This window comes from Xaviernesmea rhizosphaerae, from assembly GCF_001938945.1.
GTDB lineage: Bacteria > Pseudomonadota > Alphaproteobacteria > Rhizobiales > Rhizobiaceae > Xaviernesmea > Xaviernesmea rhizosphaerae.
In genome coordinates this window covers 67048-89424 of sequence record NZ_MKIO01000030.1, presented here as the reverse complement: position 1 = coordinate 89424, position 22377 = coordinate 67048, and the positions used below count along the sequence as shown (strand labels likewise).

Sequence of the window (22377 nt, the reverse complement as noted above, 5' to 3'; positions counted from 1 at the left end):
GCATCGCAACAGCTTATTCTCCAAAAGGTTGCATTTCCGGAAACGGAGGAACCGGGCGAACGGAACGGTCCAAAAGGGCTGGAAACGGTGCGGCCGGCCCCTGTCACGGGCCCAGGATATGACGATGCGCGCACCTCGGGAGAGGAAAAACGGGCCCGCCGGCAAGACGAACAGCTGTTGGCGGGCCGGTCCTTTTTTCGTTTTCTAACTTGCCCGGAGCCGACGCAGGCGCTGACGGGCACGCTTTTTTCCTGCTCATCGCGTTGCCGGCCCTTCGATCGGGGCGGCGTCAGGCCCGTTCGTTCCCGTTTTCGCGGCATCGTCTCTCTGAAAAACCGCAATTTTTGATCGTGACTTCGGATCGATGCGCTATCTCCGGCTGCCGAGGCCGTGTGTCCGGCGCGCCATCGCTCGCCCGAAAAGCTCGGGCAGAGACGTCGCGCGGCGATGCGGGCTGGGCGAAGGGCAGGCTCGAGCGCTGGGAAAGCCACGCCATCGTGCCGGATCGGCGCCGGGAAGGTCGGATGCGCAAGCGGAAGCGGGGGTGCTCGTCGGATAAGCGCTTTCCGGCCGGCGGGCTATTGGCAGAAGGTGGAGGCCTTGGGCGTCCACTGGCCATAGCCGGTGGCCACGAGATTGGCGATCACCCGGCAGACATAGCGCTTCTGGGCGGGATTGTTGTTCGGCCCTGCATGGTAGCGCGCCACCGCCATGGTCCAGGTCTCGTGGCGGGCATGGAGCGTCGCCAGAAAGCGGGCCGCATAGTCCACATTGAGGCGTGGATCCAGCATGGCCTCGACGGAGGCGAACTGTTCGCCATGGAAGCGATAGTTGATCTGCATGCAGCCGAGATCGATCAGGCGCGCTCCTTGTGCCCTCGCGCTGCGAAACAGCTGCAGAACCTCCTCGGCCGAGGAGGCGAAGACGGCCTTGCCCTCGATGTTCATGGCATAGGGCTGGAGCGACCCCTTGCGGCCGGTCTCCGTCAGGCCGACGGAATAGAGAATGCCTTCGGGAATGCCGTAACGGGCTGCTGCGGCGGAAATCTCCTGCTCGCAGACATTGGCCGCCGCCGGCGTCGCCGCCATCAGCTCAGAGGTAAATATCGCCAGACTGGCCAGGATCGCCGGGCCGCAGAGATGCGTCAGTCGCGCCCATCTTGCCATCATAATTCCTCGAGGCTTGCCTTTGTGCGCCGCGCTCCTCGGCGCCGGCCTGTCCACGTCCCTCGCCCGCCTGCTGGCCCGGTGTGCCCGAGCCGAACTGCCCGGCGCCCTGCTGGCCCTGGCCGCCGCCATCGGCGCCGCCCTGGCTGGTGTCGCTGGCGGGAGTGAAGACGATGTTGATCTGATCGACCGAGAAGCCCTGGCTCTTCAACGCTTCCACCATCGCGTCCTGATCGGAGCGCAGCTGGCGGAAGGCTTCGCCGGTCTGTACGCGCAGCTCCACCTGCAGCTCGTCTTCCTTGAGCTTGAGCGTGGCGGTCACCGGGCCGATATCGTTGGGATGCAGCTGGATCTTCAGCGTGTCCAGAACCTTGCCGGCCGCGCTGGCCTGCTGCGTGCCCTGAAGCAGGGCCACGGCCTCGAGCGTCGAGGCCCCGGCGCGCGCCGACTTCGCCACGCTTTCGGTGACGATCTGGGCATTGGCGGTGGTCATGGCGACGCCCAGGAACCGGCGGGAATCGAGCACGGTCACCTGCTCCAGCTTGGCCGGCGTCTTGGCTTCGGCGGATGGGGCCTTCAGGCCGTCATCGGTCACCTTCAGCGTTGCCGCCTGGCCCTTGCCATCGGCCCGCGAGAAGCGAAACAGCGTGTCCGGCACCGCCTCTGCCGTGCCCTTGGGCATGTCGGGTCCGTCGCCCTCGATCGCAGCTTCCTTGAGCCTCGGCATCGGCATGCCTTCAAGCTTGAGAGACGACGGCTGACCCGCCTCGTCCGGCAGGGGCGCTCCCTTTGCCGAAGCGACGGCGGCATGGGCGCCGCCATGCGCAGAGGCCAGCATGGTCAGCAGCGCCGCAGCACCCGTCCCGTGCAGCTGCCCCTGGTTCTGGCCAGAGACGCCTGCCGCCGTGGTGCTTTCGCCCTCGTCCGAGGCTGCCTCCTCATCACCGGATGCGGCCTCTTTCGCGGACTTACCGGTCTGCTTCAGCTTGCTCAGCGCCTCGTGCAGCACCTGCATGGACACATTTTCCTGGGAACCGTCGTTCTGTGTTTTCGCCGCGTTGTCGCGTGCCGCCTTGCGCAGGAGCTGGACGTGAGAAACCGTCTTCTCATCCGCCCCGGCTTTTTCCTCGACCGCCTTGTCGTCCGAGATGACGGCGGGAAGATCGCGCGCCTCGGCCGCCAGAGGCAAATCCTCCTGGGCCGCCTGCAGGCGGGAGGGCTTAGCGCCGTGATGGGCGCCCTTGCCTTTCACCGAGCCTGCCTCGGCTTTATCGGCCGTCTGCAGCAGCGTGTCCGCGGACGCAACATCAGCCGGCCCCGCTCTGTCGGACCCCTTGGCCAGATCGGCCACCCTGACCGTGGCCTTGCCCGCAAGCTTGCCCTTCGCCGCCGGTTCGCCTTCCGCGGGCTGCTCGTCCACCACGTTCGACAGCGCGGCCACCGCCTTGGCGAAATCGAAGCCGGCCACATCCTCGCCCTTGCCCTTGTTTCCCTTCACGGGTCGGTTGGCGAAGGCCGGCATGCCGGCGAGAGGAAGAGCGGTTTCGGTCATGGATTTTTTTCCGACTTCAGGAGGTCATCTATGCTCTTGAGCTTGGATTTCCCGTCCTCGACGAAAGAGGTCAGGACCGGATCGAGGCCCGGCTCGGGTGTTGCGGCGGCATTGCCTGCAGGCGCCGGGGCCGGTGCTTCGGCCATGACTGCCGCACCGGGCGCCGGAGCGAAGGGGCTGGCGCCGCTGCCGGTCTCGCCGGCTGCGACATCATGCGAAAGCGATGGGGCGACGTGGCCAGGCTCCGACGCCGCGGCCGCCTCGTCCGGCTCGGGCGGGGACCGGAGCACCTCTTCGGCGACATGGCGCGCGGCATCGCGCAGCGCCCGGTCACGCTCCGTCAGATGATTTTCGGGGATCGCCTCCAGCGCTTTCAGCGCATCGAGGACGCCGCTGGACGGCACGTCCACCAGACCGGCATAGAGCGAGGCGAGCGCCTTGGGCGAGGTGTCGCCGGGATCGGCCAGGGCTTCGGCCTGCTCGGCTGCAAGCCGCGCCAGATCGGTCATGCCGCCGATGGCGGCACGCCGGGCAATGCGCAGATAGACCTCGCGCCGACGCGGCCGGTCCATGAAGGCCAGCACGTCCTCGACCTGATCCTTCTTCCCGTCAGTATAGGTGGCCATGACAAGATCGACGAAACTGTCGGCGAACTGGCCGGCATAAGGCGAGGTCATGAACCGCCGGGCATAGCGCACGGCATAGACGAAGGCCCGGTCGTTCTGCTTCTTCTGAACGGTCAGGAACAGAGAGCGGCGCAGGGCCGCCTCCTCGATATTGGTTCCCGGCGCATAGAGACGCGCCTTGTCGTAATATTTGTTGGCCTCGTCGGCATTTTGCGCCGCCAGCGCATTGGCCAGGACGAGCGCCAGATAGGGCTCGGTCGCCGCATTGTGGTATTCGCCGATGGTCTTGGTCAGAAGCGTGACGATCAGCGCGCCCTTGCCATTGAGATAATGGCTCAGGGCATCGACGATGCGGTTGTCGAAACGCCCGCGCGTATCGCGATCGGCGAGCACCTTCAGCGTCTGCGGATTGCCGCCGCTCATGGCATAGATCAGCGCCGCATCGACATTGCGCGGATCGTCGAACACCTCGGGCGAAGCCGTGAGCAGCCGCTTGTCGATTTCCGCGAGCATGTAGCGCTGCATGTCGCCGGCCGCATGATCGCCGTGAACGACGGAATCCTGAATATATTGGAGAGAGCGCAGCATCTGATAGGGCGGCAGAGCCGCATCCGGCCCGGCCGCGCGCACCGGGCCTGTGGCCAGTGCGATCGCGACGGTGCAGAGAAGGGATTTCAGCATGCGCGCCATCTCGGATCAGCCCTGATCGGTCTGGAGGAGGATTTCGATGCGACGGTTGGCAGGCGCCATCGGGTCACCAGGCACCTGGGGACGCGTGGCGGCAAAGCCGCTGACCTGGGTGATCCGCTTCTCGTCGAGCCCGCCGCGCACCAGCATGTAGAAGGCGGCCTGGGCGCGGTCGGACGACAGACGCCAGTTGTCATAGCCTTTCTTGAAGGGACGGGCATCCGTATGGCCGCGAATGGCGACGGCGCCCTTGCGCTCGGCCAGAACCTTGCCGATCCGGGCCATGGCATCCACCATCACCTTTTCCGGCACGGCCGAGCCCAGAGTGAACATCGGCACGTCGCTCTGCTCGCTGATCGAGACCAGCAGACCACCTTCAGTGGGAGTGACGATCAGGCCTTCGGCAAGCTTGCCGGCCGCACCGCCCGAGAGCGCCTGCTGCAGCTCGCCCTTCAGCGCCTCGGCCGCCTTCTGCTCCGGCGTCTTGGCGGCATCGGCGGCGCCGTCGCCGACCTTGGGCTTGCCATCCGCAGGGCTGGCGGCTGCCATCTGCACCGTGCCAGCGGCCTGGGCCGGCCCGGTTCCGGGCGCGGTCTGCTTGTTGTTCTTGGTGACCTCGGCGCCCTGGGTGGCATTGCCGGCATTCTGCACGGCCACCTGCTTGCTCCAAAAATCCGGATCGAAAGGATCGCGATAGGCCTCGCCGCCGCTGGCGCCGGTGGCCGGCCCCCCGGCCTGCGCGCCGCCATCGCCCTTCTGGCTGATATTGGCTTCCTTGCCGGACTCGCGCGAAATCTCGGAGAGAACGGCATAGGGGTTTTCAAAGAAGTCGGCGTCGGAATATTGCGTTTCCTCGCCCGAGGTCGCCGACTTGTCGGTGCCCTGCATCGCCGTGCCGCCGGTCTTGGGCATCTCTCCCTCGACTTCGGACTTGCTCATCGTCTCCTCGCCCTTGGCATCCTTGGCGGGCTGCTTGATGCCCTTTTCGGCCGGCTTGGATTCGGTCAGCTGCACGGGGTTGAAATAGGCGGCGATCGCCTTCTTCGTCTTCTCGTTGGAGGCGTTGATCAGCCACATGACGAGGAAGAAGGCCATCATCGCGGTCATGAAGTCGGCATAGGCGATCTTCCAGGCGCCGCCATGGGCGCCATCATGACCGCCGCCATGCTTCTTGACGATGATGATCTCGTGCTTGCCGTGATGATTTTCGTTGTCGCTCATGCCAGGACCTTTTCAACGGCTTTGGCGAAGGCGGACATGCGCGTGACCAGGATCGGGCCGCCCATATCCACCGAAAGATCGATGTCGTCTGCCTCGACATGGCGGAAGCTCGCCTCGGCCGTGTCGCCCAGTTCGGCCTTCAGCGCGGCATAGAGCTTGGCCGGACCCGTCACGACGATGCGACAGGCCTCGCCCTCCGCAAGGCTGCGGCGCAGCGCGCGGCCGAGATCGGCAACGGCCTTGCGCGCCAGCGCATCCTGCAGCACCGGAGCGAGCGCGCGCGCGGCCTCGCCGCCCAGATGTTCGACGATCGCGGCTGACATTTCCTTAAAGCGCTCGGCGATGCGCTGGGCAGCCTCGGCTTCGAGCGTGGCGCGCAGCGCCTCCAGCGCCTCCTGATGGCGGGCCTCCAGAGCGGCGATCTCTGCGGCGTGGCGCTCGCTGAGCTCCTCTTCGGCCTCGGCACGCCCGTCGCGGCGCGCCTGCAGGCGCTCGGCATCGATGTCGATCTTCGGCTGGGCCGGGCTCGGCAGAAGCGAGACATCCGGCATGTCGAGATCGGAAAAATAGGACGAGGACGCACCCACCTGGATGTCGATGGCCGGCGCGCTGAAATCCTTCAAATAGCGCGAAAGAGACGAAGCGCTCATCGGCGGGCTTCCCCCTTTGGTGATACGAGCGGATATGCGACATGCGATGACACGGGGACAACGCCTCCTTTGACCGAAAGCATCGCTTGAGGACGCGCTTCGGCCGACATCTTCGATCCGCATCGCCTGCCTCGATCGCCGGCCCGCCCTCCCGACAACAGCGGGAGGCAACAGGACAGGACGATCGGCAGCCGAACACGAGCGGCAGCGCGGCCAAGGCCGAGCCGACAGCCGGACCCTCTTGACCGAGCGCGAAGCGTCTTTCGGCCGAGACGGTCCAACATGACTGTAGACAATGTCGTAGAAGGTCAAACTTGCGCGAGGATGGGGCTGGTCGCCAAAGGCTGGCGTGCCGGCCATGGGCGGCCGGTCTTGCGCGCGGTGGGCCGAGACCGGAACCGGTCCCCGCGTTCATTTCCTGTGCCCGAATAGGATCTGTCCGTAAGACGAAGCCTGCTTTTCGGGACCGAAACCCCCGTGCCCTTTTCCTTTGCCCGCAGTTCGCTTGACCGCAGCGTGAGAGGCCCGGGCGGGCGCCGCGGCGCCGGGCGCACGAAAGCAGGTGGAGAAGACGGCCACCCGGCGGGCGCAGGGTGGCGACGGGCCTTGTAAGCGATTGCAACGGACAAGCGATCAGGCCGCCGCCGGCAGGGGCGCCGGCGGGTCCGGATCATCGTCGTCGGGGCGCGTTGGTCGCGGCTGTTCAGTCCGTCAGCCCTGCCCGATCGGGCGGCTGCCGGATCAGGACTGGAACAGCTTGAGGATGTTTTCGGAATTGGTGTTGGCGATCGAGAGCGCCTGAATGCCGAGCTGCTGCTGGGTCTGCAAGGCCTTCAACCGCGTCGACTCCTCGTTCATGTCGGCATCGACGAGACGACCGACGCCCTTGTCGATCACAGATCTGAGGTTGGCAACGAAGCTTTCCTGCAGATCGATGCGCTTGGTGATGGCGCCGAGCGTGGAGGCGGAATTGGTCAGCGTTCCGATCATCTGTTCGACCGCGCGCATCATGCCGTCAAGGTCGGTATCGCTCGTCGTGGCCGTCAGCGAGATGGCATTCGCGCCAGTCGGCACCGTGCCGCCCGCAGGCTGGATGAGATAATAGGTCGCATTCGGCGTGCCCGAACCGTCCGACGACGTCTGATCGACCGCATAGGCCTTGGTCAAGAGGCCGCGCGATGCCGAGGCCGTGTCGATCAGCACCGAATTGCTGGTGTCGAAATTCAGCGTCGTTACCGAGACCGAACCCGAGGACGAGCGGGTGAAGGAGCCGACGATCGATTTGGTGCCGATCGCACCGGCCGTGTTGTTGTAGAGCCAGTTCTCACCGGAGAACGAAGCGGACTGGGCAGCCGATTCGATCTGCTTCTTGAGTTCCGTCACCTCCTTGTTGATCTTGTCCTTGTCGGAGGCGAGCCCGTGCGCGGCGAGAAGCTTGGACTTGATCGTCGACATGATGTCGATAACCGTGCTGAGCGCGGAATAGGACGTATCGACCTTCGCCGCGCCAAGTCCGAGCGCGTCCTGAACGGTCGAGAGCGCGGTGTTGTCGGAACGCATCGTCGTGGCAATCGACCAGTAGGCCGCATTGTCGGCCGCGGTTTCAACGCGATAGCCCGAGGAGACGCGATTCTGCACCTGCTCCATGTTGCTGTTGATGCCGCGCAGCGTCTGCAGCGCAGCCAGTGCGGCGCCATTGGTGATGATGCTGGTCATTGTTCCTGCCCTGTTTTTAAGAGACACCCGCCGCGGTCTTGGTCAGTCCGGCTGGCGGGAGAATGGTGCAGGCGGCACGGCATGCCGTGCTGGCCCGATGAAACATCCGGATGCGCGTCCGGGAACAAGAGGGAGGAGCATCATGCGCTTGCCAGTGGCGGCAGCCCTCTTGTGTTTAAGGAAATCTTAAGCTTCGCCTGGTTAAAAAACCCTTAACGGCTTCCTGCCGGCGGTAAGAAAGATGAACAAGAAAGAAACCTTTCTTACTGAATTCTTGAGATCGCGAGACGATCAAGGCTGAAGAACCCCGGAAGCGTCGCGCTCAATTGGCACTTAATTCCTCCGCCCCCATGCCTGGCGGCAAGAGTGCTGCCGCACAGGCGGCGAAGATACGCTACCCATGCGCCGGCCAAAGGCATGGCCTCGGCACGCAAACATCGGCGGCGTCTTTCGCAAGCGCAAAAGACCGCGCGTGCAGCCTTACGCCTGCTGATTTGGTAGGGACGTTCTAAAGACAGGAGACTGCGCGAGGCTTGCGACCAAGCAGCGAGAACCCGGCCGGGAGGTCGCTCGGCAGGAGGAAAGGCGGCTGGCATCACGCATCGGCGAAGGAATGCGGCGATGCGATACAGCGGGGTTTCGGACGCAGGAGCGGGACCTGCTCTTGCGGAAAACAGGCCGGTAGGCGACATGGGGAAGCATCGAGCCCGTTCAGGCTTCGCCTGCGATGCGCAAGGCGCGAAACGACGAAGGCCGCCCTCCCCTTCCGGGGAGAACGGCCTTGGTCGAGAGATGACCCCGGAGGATCCGGGGATTTGCAGCGCTTAGGAGCGGAACAGCGACAGGATGCTGTCGGAGCTGGAGTTGGCGATCGACAGGGCCTGGATGCCGAGCTGCTGCTGCGTCTGCAGAGCCTTGAGGCGGGTCGATTCCTCGTTCATGTCCGCATCGATCAGGCGGCCGACGCCCTTGGAGATCGTGTCCATCAGGTTCGACGTGAAGTTGTCCTGCAGATCGACGCGGCTCTTGGTGGCACCGAGCGTGGCGGCCGAGTTGGTCAGGTTCTGGAGGATGCCTTCAACCGAGCTCAGCATCTGTTCGACCTGGGCGTCGGTGGTGCCGGAGGTGATCGAGATGACGCTGCCGCTGGCCGTGGTCGTGCTGTTGGCGTTGATCAGGAAGTAGGTGCCGGTGCCGCCGGAGCTGTCCCTGCCGGCGATGCCGTTGGTCAGCTGACCGCGGGTCGCATTGTTCGTGTCGATCAGAACCGAGGTCGAAGCGTCGAAGTTGATCGTGTTGATCGAAACGCCGTTGCCCGAGCGGGTGAAGGAGCCGACCATCTGCTTGGTGCCGACAGCAGTCGAGGAGGTGTTGTAGAGCCAGTTTTCACCGGAGAAGGACGCAGACAGGGCCGTGGAGGTCAGCTGGTTCTTGAGTTCGGTGATTTCCTTGTTGATCTTGTCCTTGTCCACGCCCGGCTCGCGGGCGGCAACCAGCTTGGCCTTGATCGTGGTGACGACGTCGATCGCGGTGCTGAGGCCGGTGTAGGCGGTATCGGTCTTGGCGGCGGCGAGGCCCAGCGCGTCGGACACAGCCGAAAGCGCCTTGTTGTCCGACTTCATCGTCGTGGCGATCGACCAGTAGGCCGCATTGTCGGCAGCGGTCTGAACGCGCAGGCCGGAGGAAACGTTGCTCTGTACGTTTTCCATGTTGCCGGCGATGGTGCGCAGCGTTGCGAGAGCGGAAAGAGCTGCGGTGTTGGTGATGATGCTCGTCATAGTAATACTGCCCCTTTTGAACAGAGAATGATAAGGGACATTCCGGACCGTACCGGGAAAACAGCGGCCAGCTTCATGCCTGCTAACGTCTTCGGATTGTTGGTTAACCCGCTGTTTCGATGGTCATAGAAAACACCAACATGGTTAAAGAAAGCTAAAGCGGAAAAGGAAAAGCAAAAAAAGCGAAGGCCGCGCCCCTTTATTGGGGACGCGGCCTTCGCCTGACCGGTTTGACGCGCCTGCTGCGCGTCTATTTTTAGCGGAAGAGCGACAGAACGCTGTCGGCGCTGGAGTTGGCGATCGAGAGCGCCTGGATGCCCAGCTGCTGCTGCGTCTGCAGCGCCTTCAGCTTGGTGGACTCTTCGTTCATGTCGGCATCCACGAGGCGGCCGACACCCTTGGTGATCGTGTCGCGCAGATCCTTGACGAAGCCGTTCTGCGTGTCGATGCGCGAGTTGATCGCACCGAGCTGCGAAGCGACGTCCGTCAGGCCCTGCAGCATCGTGTCGACGGCGCTGACCATCTGCTCGACCGACGAGTCCGACGTGCCCGACGAGATCGTGACTTCCGTGCCGGTGGTGGCAGCCGTGCTGCTGCTGGCGTTGATCAGGAAGAAGTTCGCAGAGGTGCCGGCAGCGTTGTAACCAGCAACACCCTTGGTCAGGGCGCCGTTGTTGGCAGCGACCTTGTCGACGATGACCGACTTGCTGGCGTCGAAGCTGATCGTGCCGATCGAAACGCCGGTCGTGGAGCGGGTGAACGAACCAACCATGGTCTTGGTGCCCGTGGAACCGGTCGCGTTGTACAGCCAGTTTTCGCCGGAGAAGGACGAGGACTGCGCCGTCGAAACGATCTGGTTCTTGAGTTCGGTCAGTTCCTTGTTGATCTTGTCCTTGTCGGCGCCCGGTTCGCGCGCTGCCGTCAGCTTGGCCTTGATCGTGGAAACGATATCGATGGTGGTGTCGAGACCGTTATAGGCGGTGTCGGTCTTGGCGGCGGCCAGACCCAGTGCGTCCTGAACGGAAGACAGGGCGCGGTCGTCGGACTTCATCGTGGTCGCGATGGACCAGTAGGCGGCGTTGTCCTTGGCGGCGCCGACCTTCAGGCCGGAGGAGATGTGCGCCTGGGTGGTTTCCATGTTGGAGCTGATCGAACGCAGGGTCGACAGGGCCGAAATGGCAGAAGCGTTGGTGACGATGCTGGTCATGTTAACAGTGTCCCTCAGATACGAAATACAGGGTTGGGGGACATACCGGACTTGATATTTAACCGGTGAAGACGGGCGGCGTCATGCCCATTGACGCTTGCTTCCGAAAAGAGAAGCGAGGTCAAATCCGTCCTGCACAATCCACACTACCGGCGAACCATGGAAAAATACTTATTGCGCAATTCGGCCCCTGCGGGCCACAAACGCCATGCCATCGGAATATTTACAGCGAAATCAATTGCTTAAAATTTTTATTAACACGCTCTTCAGTTTGATCCTTAGAGTGGCCTTAACCATTTCATCATCTTAGTCTGCTTTTCCACCGGCTTTGGCCAGCTTGCGCCAGGAGGCAGGCCCCTCTTGAGCGGCCTTCGGCGACGCGGAAGTGCCACCTCGGGCGTGCAGCGGACAGAGCACGGTGGGCTTTCGCAAGGCGCAAAAAGCCTGCTGAGCGAACCGCGCCCTCCCCTTTTGCCTGCCGCTCCTACACGGCATAAAAAAACCGCGCCCCCTTCCGGGAGCGCGGCATAGACCATGTGTTCTGCTTCTGAACGCGCGGAGCGCTTAGCGGAAGAGCGAGAGAACGCTGTCGGCGCTGGAGTTGGCGATCGACAGGGCCTGGATGCCCAGCTGCTGCTGCGTCTGCAGCGCCTTCAGCTTGGTGGACTCTTCGTTCATGTCGGCATCCACGAGGCGGCCGACACCCTTGGTGATCGTGTCGCGCAGATCCTTGACGAAGCCGTTCTGCGTGTCGATGCGCGAGTTGACCGCACCCAGCGTCGAGGCAACGTCCGTCAGGCCCTGCAGCATCGTGTCGACGGCGCTGACCATCTGTTCGACCTGTGCATCGGTGGTGCCCGACGAGATCGTGACTTCGTTACCGCTGGCAGAGGTGGCGCTGCTGGCGTTGACGAGGAAGAAGGTGCCCGTGCCGCCGGAACCGTCCTTACCGGCAACGTTCTTGGTCAGGGCGCCGTTGGCGGCGTTGTTCTTGTCGACGATGACCGACTTGGTGGCGTCGAAGGTGATCGTGCCGATCGAAACGCCGGTGGACGAACGGGTAAACGAGCCGACCATGGTCTTGGCGGTCGCAGTGGCGCCGGATGCGTTGTACAGCCAGTTTTCACCCGAGAAGGACGAGGACTGAGCCGTCGAGATGATCTGGTTCTTGAGTTCGGTCAGTTCCTTGTTGATCTTGTCCTTGTCGGCGCCCGGTTCGCGCGCTGCCGTCAGCTTGGCCTTGATCGTGGAAACGATGTCGATGGTGGTGTCGAGACCGTTGTAGGCGGTGTCGGTCTTGGCGGCAGCCAGACCCAGAGCATCCTGAACGGAAGACAGGGCGCGGTCGTCGGACTTCATCGTGGTCGCGATGGACCAGTAGGCGGCGTTGTCCTTGGCGGCGCCGACCTTGAGGCCGGTGGAGATGTGCGCCTGGGTGGTTTCCATGTTCGAGCTGATCGAACGCAGGGTCGACAGGGCCGAGATGGCAGAAGCGTTGGTGACGATGCTGGTCATGTTAACAGTGTCCCTCAGATACGAAATACAGGGTTGGGGGACATACCGGACTTGATACTTAACCGGTGAAGACGGGCGGCGTCATGCCCGTTGACGCTTGCTTCCGAAAAGAGAAGCGAGGCCAAATCCGTCCTGCACAATCCACATTACCGGCGAAGAATGGCGAAACTCTTACAAAAAAAGAGCGGCCCTTCAGGCGGAAAAACGCTCTAATATTAAAAATACACAACTAGAACAAAGACATAGAAAAGACCGTCAAGACATTATTCATGATTAACATTAGACCGTTATTAACCATTCCATCATCTTATTCTGGTTTTCCCCGCCGGGAGCCCGGAGAGCGGGCTGCGACGCGGCGAATTCGCGGTGCCGCGACGCGGCGAATCGACGACATGAAAAAACCGCGCCCCCTTTCGGGAGCGCGGCATAGACCAAGTGTTCTGCTTTTGAGCGCGCGGAGCGCTTAGCGGAAGAGCGACAGAACGCTGTCGGCGCTGGAGTTGGCGATCGAGAGCGCCTGAATGCCCAGCTGCTGCTGCGTCTGCAGCGCCTTCAGCTTGGTGGACTCTTCGTTCATGTCGGCATCCACGAGGCGACCGACACCCTTGGTGATCGTGTCGCGCAGATCCTTGACGAAGCCGTTCTGCGTGTCGATGCGCGAGTTGATCGCACCGAGCTGCGAAGCGACGTCCGTCAGGTTCTGCAGCATCGTGTCGACGGCGCTGACCATCTGCTCGACCGACGAGTCCGCCGTGCCCGAGGAGATCGTGACTTCGCTGCCGCTGGCAGTGGTGGCGCTGCTCGCGTTGACGAGGAAGAAGTTGGCGGAGGTGCCGGCGGAGTTGTAGCCAAGAACGTTCTTGGTCAGGGCGCCATTGTTTGCGTTGTTCTTGTCGACGATGATCGACTTGGTGGCATCGAAGGTGATCGTGCCGATCGAAACGCCGGTGGACGAACGGGTGAACGAGCCGACCATGGTCTTGGTGGTCGCGGTGGCGCCGGATGCGTTGAACAGCCAGTTCTCGCCCGAGAAGCCCGAGGACTGCGCGGTGGAGATGATCTGGTTCTTGAGTTCGGTCAGTTCCTTGTTGATCTTGTCCTTGTCGGCGCCCGGTTCGCGAGCGGCAACCAGCTTGGCCTTGATCGTGGAGATGATGTCGATGGTGGTGTCGAGACCGTTGTAAGCCGTATCGGTCTTGGCAGCGGCGAGACCCAGAGCATCCTGAACAGCCGAGAGGGCACGGTCATCGGACTTCATCGTGGTCGCGATGGACCAGTAAGCGGCGTTGTCCTTGGCGGCGCCGATCTTCAGACCGGAGGAGATGTGCGCCTGGGTGGTTTCCATGTTCGAGCTGATCGAACGCAGGGTCGAAAGAGCGGCAATTGCAGAAGCGTTGGTGACGATGCTGGTCATGTTAACAGTGTCCCTCAGATACGAAATACAGGGTTGGGGGACATACCGGACTTAATACTTAACCGGTGAAGACGGGGCGGCGTCATGCCAGTCGGAAAGGCCTATCTACTTGAGGCGCTACCAATCTTGTCTTGCAGGGAGAAGATCGCATCTTTACCTTACCGAAGAATTAAAACAGGAAAAGGCGCCCTCCGGCGCCCCTTCCACAAAAAAACTCCAGATTATGATAAACAAAACAAAGACTTTAGCGACTTTGTTAAGGACTCATAAACCATCAATTTTGCCTAAGTATTAACCATAACCGGGAAATCAGTTAAAAGATCGGACAAGACTGCCGACGAGCAGGTTCCAACCGTCGATCAGAACGAAGAACAGCACCTTGAACGGCAGGGAAATCGAGGTAGGCGGCAGCATCATCATGCCCATGGCCATGGTGATGGTGGCGACGATGAGGTCGATGACGAGGAACGGCAGCATGATGAGGAAGCCGATCTCGAAACCGCGCCGGATTTCGGAAATCATGAAGGCCGGGATGACGGCGCGCAGATCGACCTGGCCATTTTGTTCCAGCGTCAGATTCTTCTCGCGCGCCATGTCGACGAAGAGCTGCAGGTCCTTGTCGCGGGTATTGGCCAGCATGAAGGCACGGAAGGGCTCGGCGATGCGCGGCAGCGCCTCGGCTTCGGTGATCTGGTTCTGGATCAGCGGATCGACGCCTTCCCGCCAGGCCCGGTCGAAGGTTGGGGCCATGACATAGAAGGTCATGAACATGGCGAGGCTGACCATGATCATGTTGGAGGGCGTGGTCGCCAGTCCCATGCCGGAGCGCAGGATGGCGAAGGCGATGACGAAACGCGGGAAGCTCGTCACCATGATCAGAATGCCCGGCGCGATCGACAGCACCGTCAGCAGGCCGAACGTACGGATGATCCATGACGCCGCGGATCCATCGATCGGCGTGTTGAAGATGTTCGACGGGAAGCCCTGGGCAAGGGCTGTTCCGGACATGGCCGCCAGCGCGGCGAGGAAGACGATCAGACGAATCATTGAACGACAAATGTTCTGAAGATCACATCCGATACGCGTCCCTCCGAGCGCAGGTCAACCCGCTCCTGAATATCGTCCTTCAGATATTGGAAGCCCCGCGGCCCCTGGATCTGCTGCAGCGAGACCGTGCGCAGATAGGCGGTCACGTCGTCCTGAATGGATTTGGCGAGCGCCAGGTCGGGATGTTCCTTGAAGACGAGCGCCAGTTCGAGGCGGATCCAGTTCTCCGTGGGATAGGCGAGGTTGACCGTCATGGGGTCGAGCTGCAGCACGCCACCGGCCTCGGTGAAGGCATGGGGAAGCCCCTCCTCCTTCTTGCCGCCGCCATGGCCGCTGTCCTTGGCTTCGGCGCCATGGGCCGGCGCCGGCGCCGGCTTGGCGGCCGGAGCGGTCTGCGCCGCCGGCGCCAGAAGGCCGCCGACGAACCAGCCACCGCCGCCGCCGACGATCGTCACCACCACCGCAGCGATGATCGTCGCGATCAGCGGGTTCTTCTTTTTCGGCGCATCCGCGCCTTCGGCGTCTTCCATGGTCTTCAAGCCCCTTGAGATCGGATCGCTGCGCGGGCAAGCGCCCGCGCCCTCGGAGCATTCCCGGCGGGAATGGGATCTCCTGATCTGCGCAACACAGTTCGCCTTCGGCGTCTCGAAGACTTAGATCGGCGAGAGGATGTCCATCACCTGCTGGCCGATCGGCGGCTGCTGGATTTCCGTCAGACGGCCACGGCCGCCATAGGAGATGCGCGCTTCCGCGATCTTGTCATAGGAGATCATGTTCTTGGAATCGACATCCTGCGGCCGGACGATGCCGGCGACGTTGAGGATGCGCATTTCCTGGTTCACACGCACCTCCTGGCTGCCGCTGATCAGCAGGTTGCCGTTTTCGAGCACGCCCGTGACCACGGCCGCGACGAGCAGGACCAGCTTTTCCGAGCGCGCCGTCGTGCCGTCCGCCTTGGTCGAGGTATCCGAACCATAGTCCAGATTGCCTTTCCACTTGCCGTCGCTGACGGCGCCGGAGGATTGCGCGCCGATGTTGAAGCCGCTCTCGTTCTCGCGCTTTCGGTTGGTCTTGTTGTCGAAGGAGGCCTTGTCGTCGATGCGGATATCGACGGTCAGGATATCGCCGACATTGATGGCGCGGCTGTCCTTGAACAGGGCCGATCGCTGGTCGTTCCACAGCGAGAAGCCGTTATTGGTGTGCATCGGCTGCTTGGGATACATGGCCAGCTGCGGCGTCTGCGAATATTGCAGGCCGGTGCCGATCGGGCTCATGGCCGGGGCGCGGCCGACATCGCTGAGCGCACTCTGGCAACCCGTCAGGAGGCTGGCGGCGAGAAGCGCCGTGATACGGTGTCTCATGAGGGTTCCTTCGAAGTGTTGGGATCCTGCGCGCTGGCAATGATCGCGGTGATCAAGGCCGCCTTGTCATTGGCCATCTCGGTCAGGATCAGGCTCGACTTGGCGGGCGGCAGCTTCATGATCAGGGCTGCGGCGATCTCGGGATTGATCTCCTGCAGCTTGGCCGCAGCGGCGTCGGGCTTCATGCTCTTATAGATCCCGACCAGCCCGTTCTGGGCCTGGTCCAGGAAGTCGTTCCGGCGCTTCAGCCAGTCCTGATACTCGTTGCGGCGCTTTTCGAGCTCGGCAATGCGGGTGTTGACCTCGGTCTGCAGATCCTCGAGCTGCTTCTTCTGCAGCACATAGCGCTGGTCGCGCGCGCCGTCGGCGATGTTGGAGCAGAAGCGCTGGATCTCGCCACCCTCCCCCGAGGCCGCGGCCGGCGCGCCGACCTCCTGGGCGAAGGCGCCGGGCATCAGGCCGAGACCGAGAATGACGCCGGCAAGCGCCAGGGGGCGGGCAGTCTTCAGCGTGGACGGAAAGGACAGGATCATTGCAGCACGAGCTCCGCCTGAAGGGCACCGGCCGTCTTGATGCCCTGCAGGATCGAGATGATCCCGTCGGGCTTGACGCCGATGGAGTTGAGACCGGAGACGAGGCTGCGCAGATTGGAGCCGTTGAGCATGGCGACCGTGCCGCCCGTCTGCTGGGCCTGGATGTTCGTATTGGGTTCGACCGCCGTCTCGCCGCGGGAGAACGGCGCGGGCTGGACCACTGTCGGCGTTTCGGTCACCTGCACCGTCAGCGTGCCGAAGGACACGGCCACCGGCGCGATGCGCACATCCTGCCCGATGACGATGGTGCCCGTGCGCTCGTTGACGACGACGCGCGCCGGCGTGTCCGTCTGGATCTCGAGATTTTCGATGTCGGCCATCAGCTTGGCGAGGTCCGCCATCTTCGGACGGTCGATCACCACGGTCTGGCTGTCGCGCGCCTCGGCGATGCGCCCGCCATAGCGATGGCTGGCATAGCGGTTGATCGTGTCGGCCATGCCGACAGCCGTGGAAAAATCGGGGTTGCGCAGCTGCAGCGTCAGATTGACACCGTCCTTGAACTTGGCCGGCAGCTCGCGCTCGATGATGGCGCCGTTCGGCACGCGACCGGCCGTCGTCACACCCTGCTGGACGCTGGCGGCCTGCCCCTGCGCGGAAAAGCCCGTGACGACCACGGAGCCTTGCGCGACGGCATAGATCTGCCCGTCCGCGCCCGACAGCGAGGTCATGACCAGCGTGCCGCCGCGCAGCGAGGTGCTGTCGCCGAGCGAGCCGACGGTCACGTCGATGCGGCTGCCGGGGCTGGCGAAGGGCGGCAGGTTGGCGGTGACGAGCACGGCCGCGATGTTCTTCGAGCGGCTCTCACCGCCCTGGGTGGAGATGCCGAGATTCTGCAGCATGGCGCGCAGCGACTGCTCGGTGAAAGGCGAGGAGCGCAGGCTGTCGCCGGTGCCCTGAAGGCCGACGACCAGCCCGTAGCCGATCAGCTGGTTCTCGCGGCCCGACTGCAGCGATGCCACGTCCTTGATGCGCGAGATGGCAAAGGCCGGCTCGACGGCAAGAAGGAGCATCGCAGCGAACGCGACGAGACAACGCAGGACGTTCTGGATCATTTTGCCACCACCTGGACGGTGCCGTCCGCCATGACCGTTCCGGACACGACGATGCCGGAATCGGTGTTGCGCACCCGGATGAGATCGCCGATGGCCGCGCTCTCGAGCGGCGACCCACCGGCCGTGATCGTCAACGGACCGTTGTTGAAGACCAGCCGGACGGCCTTGCCGCGTTCCACGGCATAAGGGGCGCGCAGGCCGGAGATGAGAATGACGCGGCCCGCCAGCAAGGTGCGTGTCGTGACCTTGCCGACCACCTCTGCCGCCGTCTGGGCGAAATCGCCCGTCAGGTTCGGATTGGTGACATCGACCACCTCCAGCTGGCCCGGCTCGATGGTCGCGCCGGGATAGATCGTCGCCTTGGGGATGACGGCCGTCATGCCCTCCGCATGGACCGGCGCCTGCCCGGCCGCAGCCAGGAGAAGCAGGATCCCGGCCGCGAGCGCCTTGGCGCCGCGGCGATGACGATGGGAGGAAAACGGGCGAAACATCATGTTTGCCTTTCGTTTGAAGCGCGTTACCGCAGGTTCTTGGACACCGTGCCGGCCATTTCGTCGGCGGCCTGGATCACCTTGGAATTCATCTCGTAAGCGCGCTGGGCGGAGATGAGATCGGTGATTTCCTTGACCGGATCGACGTTGGAGGCTTCGAGATATTTCTGCTTGATCGTGGCGAAGCCGGCATCGCCGGGAACGCCGACGACCGGCGCGCCAGAGGCGGGCGTCTGCTTGAACAGGTTGTCGCCCTGCGGTTCCAGACCGGCCTCGTTGACGAAGTTGGCGATCGTCAGCTGACCGATATTGGTCGGGATGGTGGCATTGCCGATATTGGCCAGCACTTCGCCCGAGGTCGTGATCGTGACCTTGCTGGTATTGGCCGGAACCGTGATGCCGGGCACGACCGTGTAACCGTCGATGGTGACGAGCTGGCCGGTATCATTGGTGTTGAACGCGCCGGCGCGGGTATAGTTGGTGGTGCCGTCGGGCATCTGCACCTGGAACCAGCCCTTGCCGATCAGCGCCACGTCGAGATCATTGCCGGTGGACACCATAGAGCCCTGGAGATGCAGGTTGCGCACCGCCGAGGTCTGGACGCCGAGGCCGACATTGGCGCCCTCGGGAATGATCGCCTGGCCGGCGCGGTTTGGCACGCCCTGGCTGCGCTCGGCCTGGTAGAGCAGGTCCGAGAATTCGGCGCGGGCGCGCTTGTAGCCCGTGGTGTTGATGTTGGCGATGTTGTTGGCGATGACTTCCAGGTTCAGCTGCTGGGCGTTCATGCCGGTGGCGGCGATCGAAAGAGCCTTCATGTGTCAGTGTCCTCAGATCGCCATACGGGCAATTTCAAGATAGGCGGTGACGACCTTGTCGCGGATGGCGATCGCGGTCTGCAGGGTCTGGTCGGCGCTCATGACCGCATCGACGACCTGGCGCGTATCGGCCTTGCCGCGAATACCGTCGAGCGACAGGCTTTCGGCATTCTTCAGCGACGAGATCGTGTCGGTGGCCATGTCGGCCATGACGGCCGAGAAGCTGGGCGCCGCCGGCATGCCGGGCGTGGTGCCCATCAGGCCGCCGGCGAGCCCCGCCGCGGAAGCCGAGCTGGTCGAGCCCAGCGTATCGACGCCGCTCGAGCCGGAAATGGCGGAAGAAATGCTGTGCAGGGCGTTGATCATCATTGGCTCTTCAGAAGGTCGATCGTGGAGGAGATCAGGTCGCGGGCTTGGCGGGTGGTCTGGAGATTGGCCTCGTAGGAGCGGTTCGCTTCCCGCATGTCGGCCATTTCAACCAGGATGTTGACGTTCGGCATCTTGACGATGCCGCGCGCGTCCGCCGCCGGATTGCCGGGATCGCTTTCCTCGATGAAATTGGAATCATCGACGCCGAGGCGCTGGACGCCGACCTTGGCGGCGCCGGTGACGCGATCGACTTCGGCGCGGAAACTGATCGTCTTGCGGCGATAGGGATCGGCGCCCGGCGTGTCGCCGGTCGAGCGGGCATTGGCGATGTTTTCGGAAACGATGCGAAGCCGGGTCGATTCCGCGTCCAGACCGGATGCGGAGACCTTGAGAGCGGAAATCAGCGGATCCATGGATTAGCGCCTTACCGTCATCAGCATCATGCGGTTAAAGGACTTGACCAGGCCGGCGCTGAGATCGAAATCACGCTTGATCTCGCCGGTCTTCATCAGCTCCTCTTCCATCGAGACGCTGTTGCCGGACTGCTTGACCTCGTTGCCATCCATACGGCTGGTTTCGATGACTTCGGCAGCGCGGTTGCCTTCGAGGAAGTGCGCGGGATTGGTGGCTGCGAGCTGGAAAGGGGTCTCGCGCAGAACGCTCTCGAAGGGCTTGACGTCCTTGGCGGCGTATCCGGGCGTGTTGGCGTTCGCAATATTGCCTGCGACGACGTTCTGGCGAACAGCCAGCCATTGCGCCTGTCGCGAGGCCAGATCGAAAAGCTGTATCGGTTGCATCATGCGACTCCATGCTTGATGCTTTCGACACTAGCCAGGCAAACTTGCGTCAGACTGTTCCTGTGGCCGCGCCAGCTTACGCGGGAAGTCTTAACAATCCCTTAACCGGCGCAGATAATTTCGCGGTTCCTTCGCCCTGGCTCCATCGCGATGGATAAGGGTGCGCCAATCAGCACCTTTACTTCGGCAAACCTCTGTTTTTTCGCGAGATCTGGCGGTAACCAAAAAGACGTCGCCACGAAAAAAGGCGGAGATCCGGGGATCATCCGCCTGCGGCGCGCGCCTTGCATCGAGCATATCCGAAGAGACCGGAGCACGCGCCCCTCACCCGTGTGACGACGGGCGAAGCGTTAGTATTGTCTTACTGCTGGCTCTGGAACACGTCGCCGCGGCTGGTGACCAGCACCCAGCGGCCGTCGCGCTGCTCCAGCGTCGCCAGCTGGCTGTCGTCGGGCAGGAGCGAGCCGATGCGCACGAGATAGACGCCCTTGTCGTCCTCGATCAGCGCACGGCCATTGGCCACGTGGCGCAGTCGGAAATTCGGATTGGGCGGGAAAGGCTGGTCCGGCGGACCGCTCGGCTTCTTCACCACATCCGGCAAGGATGCCGTCAGCAACTGGTCGACGGCGGCCTGGGTTTCCTCGCGCCGCTGCTGCTGCGCCAGCGACAGGCTGCCATTGCCGATCTTGGTCGGCAGATCCTGCAGCCGACCCTCCCAGAGCGTGGGGATGCTGATGCGGTCCTGGTTGAGATAGGCCCACCAGGGAAAATAGGAGGCGAGGCCGGCCAGGACGATGCCGAGCGAGCCTAGCGCCATGTCGGAGGCGGGCATGCGGCGGCTGCGGCGCTGGACGACGACCTCGTCGGCATCCGTGTCGTGCATCTGGGAAGGTCTCTTGATCCTGGTCATCAGCGTCCCCGTGCGGCGGCGCCGCCATTGGCTGCCGCCTTCAGCGCATTGGCGAGATCGGTGAAGGCATCGAAGGCAGGCCGCTCGCCGGGCGACTGCTTCAAGGTTTCATAAATGACCGGCACCTGCTTGATCGCCATGTCGAGATCGGGATCGCTGCCGGGGCGATAGCCGCCGATCAGCCGGAGGTCGCGGGTTTCCTCATAGCGATGGATCAGGGCTTTCAACCGCGCCACCAACTTTTCCTGATCGGGCGTCCAGGCCTTGCGGGCCAGACGCGAAACGGAGCTCAGGGGATTGATAGGGGGATAGCGCCCCTCCTCCGCCAGGCTGCGTTCCATGACGATGTGGCCGTCGAGAATGCCGCGGGTGGAGTCGGCGATCGGGTCATTGTGGTTGTCGCCATCGACGAGGATGGAGATGATGGCGGTGATGGTGCCGCTGCCTTCGACGCCGGGGCCGGCGCGCTCCAGAAGCCGCGGCAGCTCGGTGAAGACGGAGGCCGGATAGCCGCGCGCGATCGGCGGCTCGCCGGAGGCGGTGGCAACCTCGCGGATGGCATGGGCGAAGCGGGTAACGCTGTCGACGATCAGAAGCACGTTCTCGCCCTGGTCGCGGAAGTGTTCGGCAATGGTCACGGCCGTCATCGGCGCCATCTTACGCAGCATCGGGCTTTCGTCGCTGGTGGCAACCACGGCCACCGTCTTCTTCATATCCTCGCCGAGCGTATCCTCGATGAATTCGCGCACTTCGCGGCCGCGCTCGCCGACCAGCGCGATGACGACGCGGTCGAAGGCCTCGGCACGGGCGAGCATGGACAAAAGCGTGGACTTGCCGATACCGGAGCCGGCGAAGATGCCGAGGCGCTGGCCAAGGCAAAGCGGAGAGAACAGGTCGATGGCGCGCACGCCGGTGCGAAAGCCCTCTTCCACCCGGCGACGTGTCATCGAGGGCGGAGCGGTGTTGGAAATCGAGCGGGCGACCGGCCCATGGCTCAGCGGCAGTCCGCCATCGATCGGCTCGCCCAGCGCATTGATGGCGCGGCCGCACCAGCTGGCATCCGGCGCGACGCGAAAGGCGCCTTTGCGAATCACGACATCGTGGATGCCGATCGGCTCGCCCGGCTCGATTGGGCAGACATAGACCAGCTCCTGCTCGACACGCACGACCTCGCCCAGGTGAATGCCGGTCTCGCTTTTATGGGCGACGAAATCGCCAAGCCGTACCTGCCGCGACAGGCCGGCGACGGTGTAATGGCCCGCGGCGATCGCCTGGACATGGCCGCCGGCCGCTGTCGCATTTTCCGTTTGACCATAGCGCATGGCCAGGGTCCCCAGGGCGGCGAGCGGGGTCGCGCCAAGGGTGAAGGGGGCCGTTTCGTCCAGTGCTGCGCTCATCTCATCATCCCGA

22 protein-coding genes are annotated in these 22377 nt (G+C 63.3%); all 22 read right to left on the bottom strand.

Annotation, left to right across the window (positions count from 1 at the left end; genetic code table 11):
• Nucleotides 1-578: 578 nt before the first annotated feature.
• The gene (locus BJF92_RS12770; RefSeq protein WP_075635129.1) at nt 579-1169 is read right to left on the bottom strand and encodes a transglycosylase SLT domain-containing protein; all 591 of its coding nucleotides are present in this window, start codon (nt 1167-1169) and stop codon (nt 579-581) included.
• On the bottom strand, nt 1093-2718 hold the full coding sequence (fliK, locus tag BJF92_RS12765; protein ID WP_075635128.1) for a flagellar hook-length control protein FliK: 1626 nt from the start codon (nt 2716-2718) through the stop codon (nt 1093-1095). The genes BJF92_RS12770 and fliK overlap by 77 nt, the downstream gene beginning before the upstream one ends.
• Complete coding sequence (gene motC / locus BJF92_RS12760) at nt 2715-4034, bottom strand: chemotaxis protein MotC (RefSeq protein WP_075635127.1); 1320 nt, start codon at nt 4032-4034, stop codon at nt 2715-2717. Before motC ends, fliK begins: the two co-directional genes overlap by 4 nt.
• A 6-nt stretch (nt 4035-4040) precedes the next feature.
• Nucleotides 4041-5252, bottom strand: a complete 1212-nt coding sequence (locus BJF92_RS12755) for a MotB family protein (protein WP_075635126.1) — start codon at nt 5250-5252, stop codon at nt 4041-4043.
• Nucleotides 5249-5902: a hypothetical protein gene (locus tag BJF92_RS12750; protein WP_075635125.1), complete on the bottom strand. Its 654-nt coding sequence runs from the start codon at nt 5900-5902 to the stop codon at nt 5249-5251. The genes BJF92_RS12755 and BJF92_RS12750 overlap by 4 nt, the downstream gene beginning before the upstream one ends.
• 741 nt (nt 5903-6643) lie before the next feature.
• The gene (locus BJF92_RS12745) at nt 6644-7618 is read right to left on the bottom strand and encodes a flagellin N-terminal helical domain-containing protein (protein WP_075635124.1); all 975 of its coding nucleotides are present in this window, start codon (nt 7616-7618) and stop codon (nt 6644-6646) included.
• An 824-nt stretch (nt 7619-8442) separates the two neighbouring features.
• Entirely contained in the window at nt 8443-9396 is a 954-nt protein-coding gene (locus BJF92_RS12740; protein WP_075635123.1) for a flagellin N-terminal helical domain-containing protein, read from the bottom strand.
• Nucleotides 9397-9652: 256 nt separating this feature from the next.
• Entirely contained in the window at nt 9653-10603 is a 951-nt protein-coding gene (locus BJF92_RS12735) for a flagellin N-terminal helical domain-containing protein (protein ID WP_075635122.1), read from the bottom strand.
• Between the two features lie 564 nt (nt 10604-11167).
• Nucleotides 11168-12118, bottom strand: coding sequence for a flagellin N-terminal helical domain-containing protein (locus BJF92_RS12730; protein WP_075635121.1), 951 nt, complete (start codon nt 12116-12118; stop codon nt 11168-11170).
• Nucleotides 12119-12581: 463 nt separating this feature from the next.
• Nucleotides 12582-13532: a flagellin N-terminal helical domain-containing protein gene (locus tag BJF92_RS12725; protein ID WP_075635120.1), complete on the bottom strand. Its 951-nt coding sequence runs from the start codon at nt 13530-13532 to the stop codon at nt 12582-12584.
• Between the two features lie 309 nt (nt 13533-13841).
• On the bottom strand, nt 13842-14579 hold the full coding sequence (gene fliP / locus BJF92_RS12720; protein WP_075635119.1) for a flagellar type III secretion system pore protein FliP: 738 nt from the start codon (nt 14577-14579) through the stop codon (nt 13842-13844).
• Nucleotides 14576-15109 carry a flagellar basal body-associated FliL family protein gene (locus tag BJF92_RS12715; RefSeq protein ID WP_075635118.1) on the bottom strand — a complete coding sequence of 178 codons (534 nt, stop codon included), beginning with the start codon at nt 15107-15109 and terminating at the stop codon, nt 14576-14578. The genes fliP and BJF92_RS12715 overlap by 4 nt, the downstream gene beginning before the upstream one ends.
• A 123-nt stretch (nt 15110-15232) precedes the next feature.
• Entirely contained in the window at nt 15233-15940 is a 708-nt protein-coding gene (flgH, locus tag BJF92_RS12710; RefSeq protein ID WP_075635117.1) for a flagellar basal body L-ring protein FlgH, read from the bottom strand.
• The gene (locus BJF92_RS12705; RefSeq protein ID WP_075635116.1) at nt 15937-16473 is read right to left on the bottom strand and encodes a MotE family protein; all 537 of its coding nucleotides are present in this window, start codon (nt 16471-16473) and stop codon (nt 15937-15939) included. Before BJF92_RS12705 ends, flgH begins: the two co-directional genes overlap by 4 nt.
• Nucleotides 16470-17585 (bottom strand): flagellar basal body P-ring protein FlgI, encoded by a 1116-nt coding sequence (locus BJF92_RS12700; RefSeq protein WP_075635115.1) that lies wholly within the window; start codon nt 17583-17585, stop codon nt 16470-16472. Before BJF92_RS12700 ends, BJF92_RS12705 begins: the two co-directional genes overlap by 4 nt.
• Nucleotides 17582-18079, bottom strand: a complete 498-nt coding sequence (gene flgA, locus BJF92_RS12695; RefSeq protein ID WP_075635114.1) for a flagellar basal body P-ring formation chaperone FlgA — start codon at nt 18077-18079, stop codon at nt 17582-17584. Before flgA ends, BJF92_RS12700 begins: the two co-directional genes overlap by 4 nt.
• Nucleotides 18080-18102: 23 nt before the next feature.
• Nucleotides 18103-18891: a flagellar basal-body rod protein FlgG gene (flgG, locus tag BJF92_RS12690; RefSeq protein ID WP_075635113.1), complete on the bottom strand. Its 789-nt coding sequence runs from the start codon at nt 18889-18891 to the stop codon at nt 18103-18105.
• Nucleotides 18892-18903: 12 nt separating this feature from the next.
• On the bottom strand, nt 18904-19257 hold the full coding sequence (gene fliE, locus BJF92_RS12685; protein ID WP_075635112.1) for a flagellar hook-basal body complex protein FliE: 354 nt from the start codon (nt 19255-19257) through the stop codon (nt 18904-18906).
• On the bottom strand, nt 19257-19673 hold the full coding sequence (flgC, locus tag BJF92_RS12680; protein ID WP_075635111.1) for a flagellar basal body rod protein FlgC: 417 nt from the start codon (nt 19671-19673) through the stop codon (nt 19257-19259). The genes fliE and flgC overlap by 1 nt, the downstream gene beginning before the upstream one ends.
• Before the next feature lie 3 nt (nt 19674-19676).
• On the bottom strand, nt 19677-20057 hold the full coding sequence (flgB, locus tag BJF92_RS12675) for a flagellar basal body rod protein FlgB (RefSeq protein ID WP_075635231.1): 381 nt from the start codon (nt 20055-20057) through the stop codon (nt 19677-19679).
• A 361-nt stretch (nt 20058-20418) separates the two neighbouring features.
• On the bottom strand, nt 20419-20967 hold the full coding sequence (locus tag BJF92_RS12670) for a flagellar protein (protein WP_245294748.1): 549 nt from the start codon (nt 20965-20967) through the stop codon (nt 20419-20421).
• Nucleotides 20967-22364: a flagellar protein export ATPase FliI gene (gene fliI, locus BJF92_RS12665; protein WP_075635109.1), complete on the bottom strand. Its 1398-nt coding sequence runs from the start codon at nt 22362-22364 to the stop codon at nt 20967-20969. The genes BJF92_RS12670 and fliI overlap by 1 nt, the downstream gene beginning before the upstream one ends.
• Nucleotides 22365-22377 lie beyond the last annotated feature (13 nt).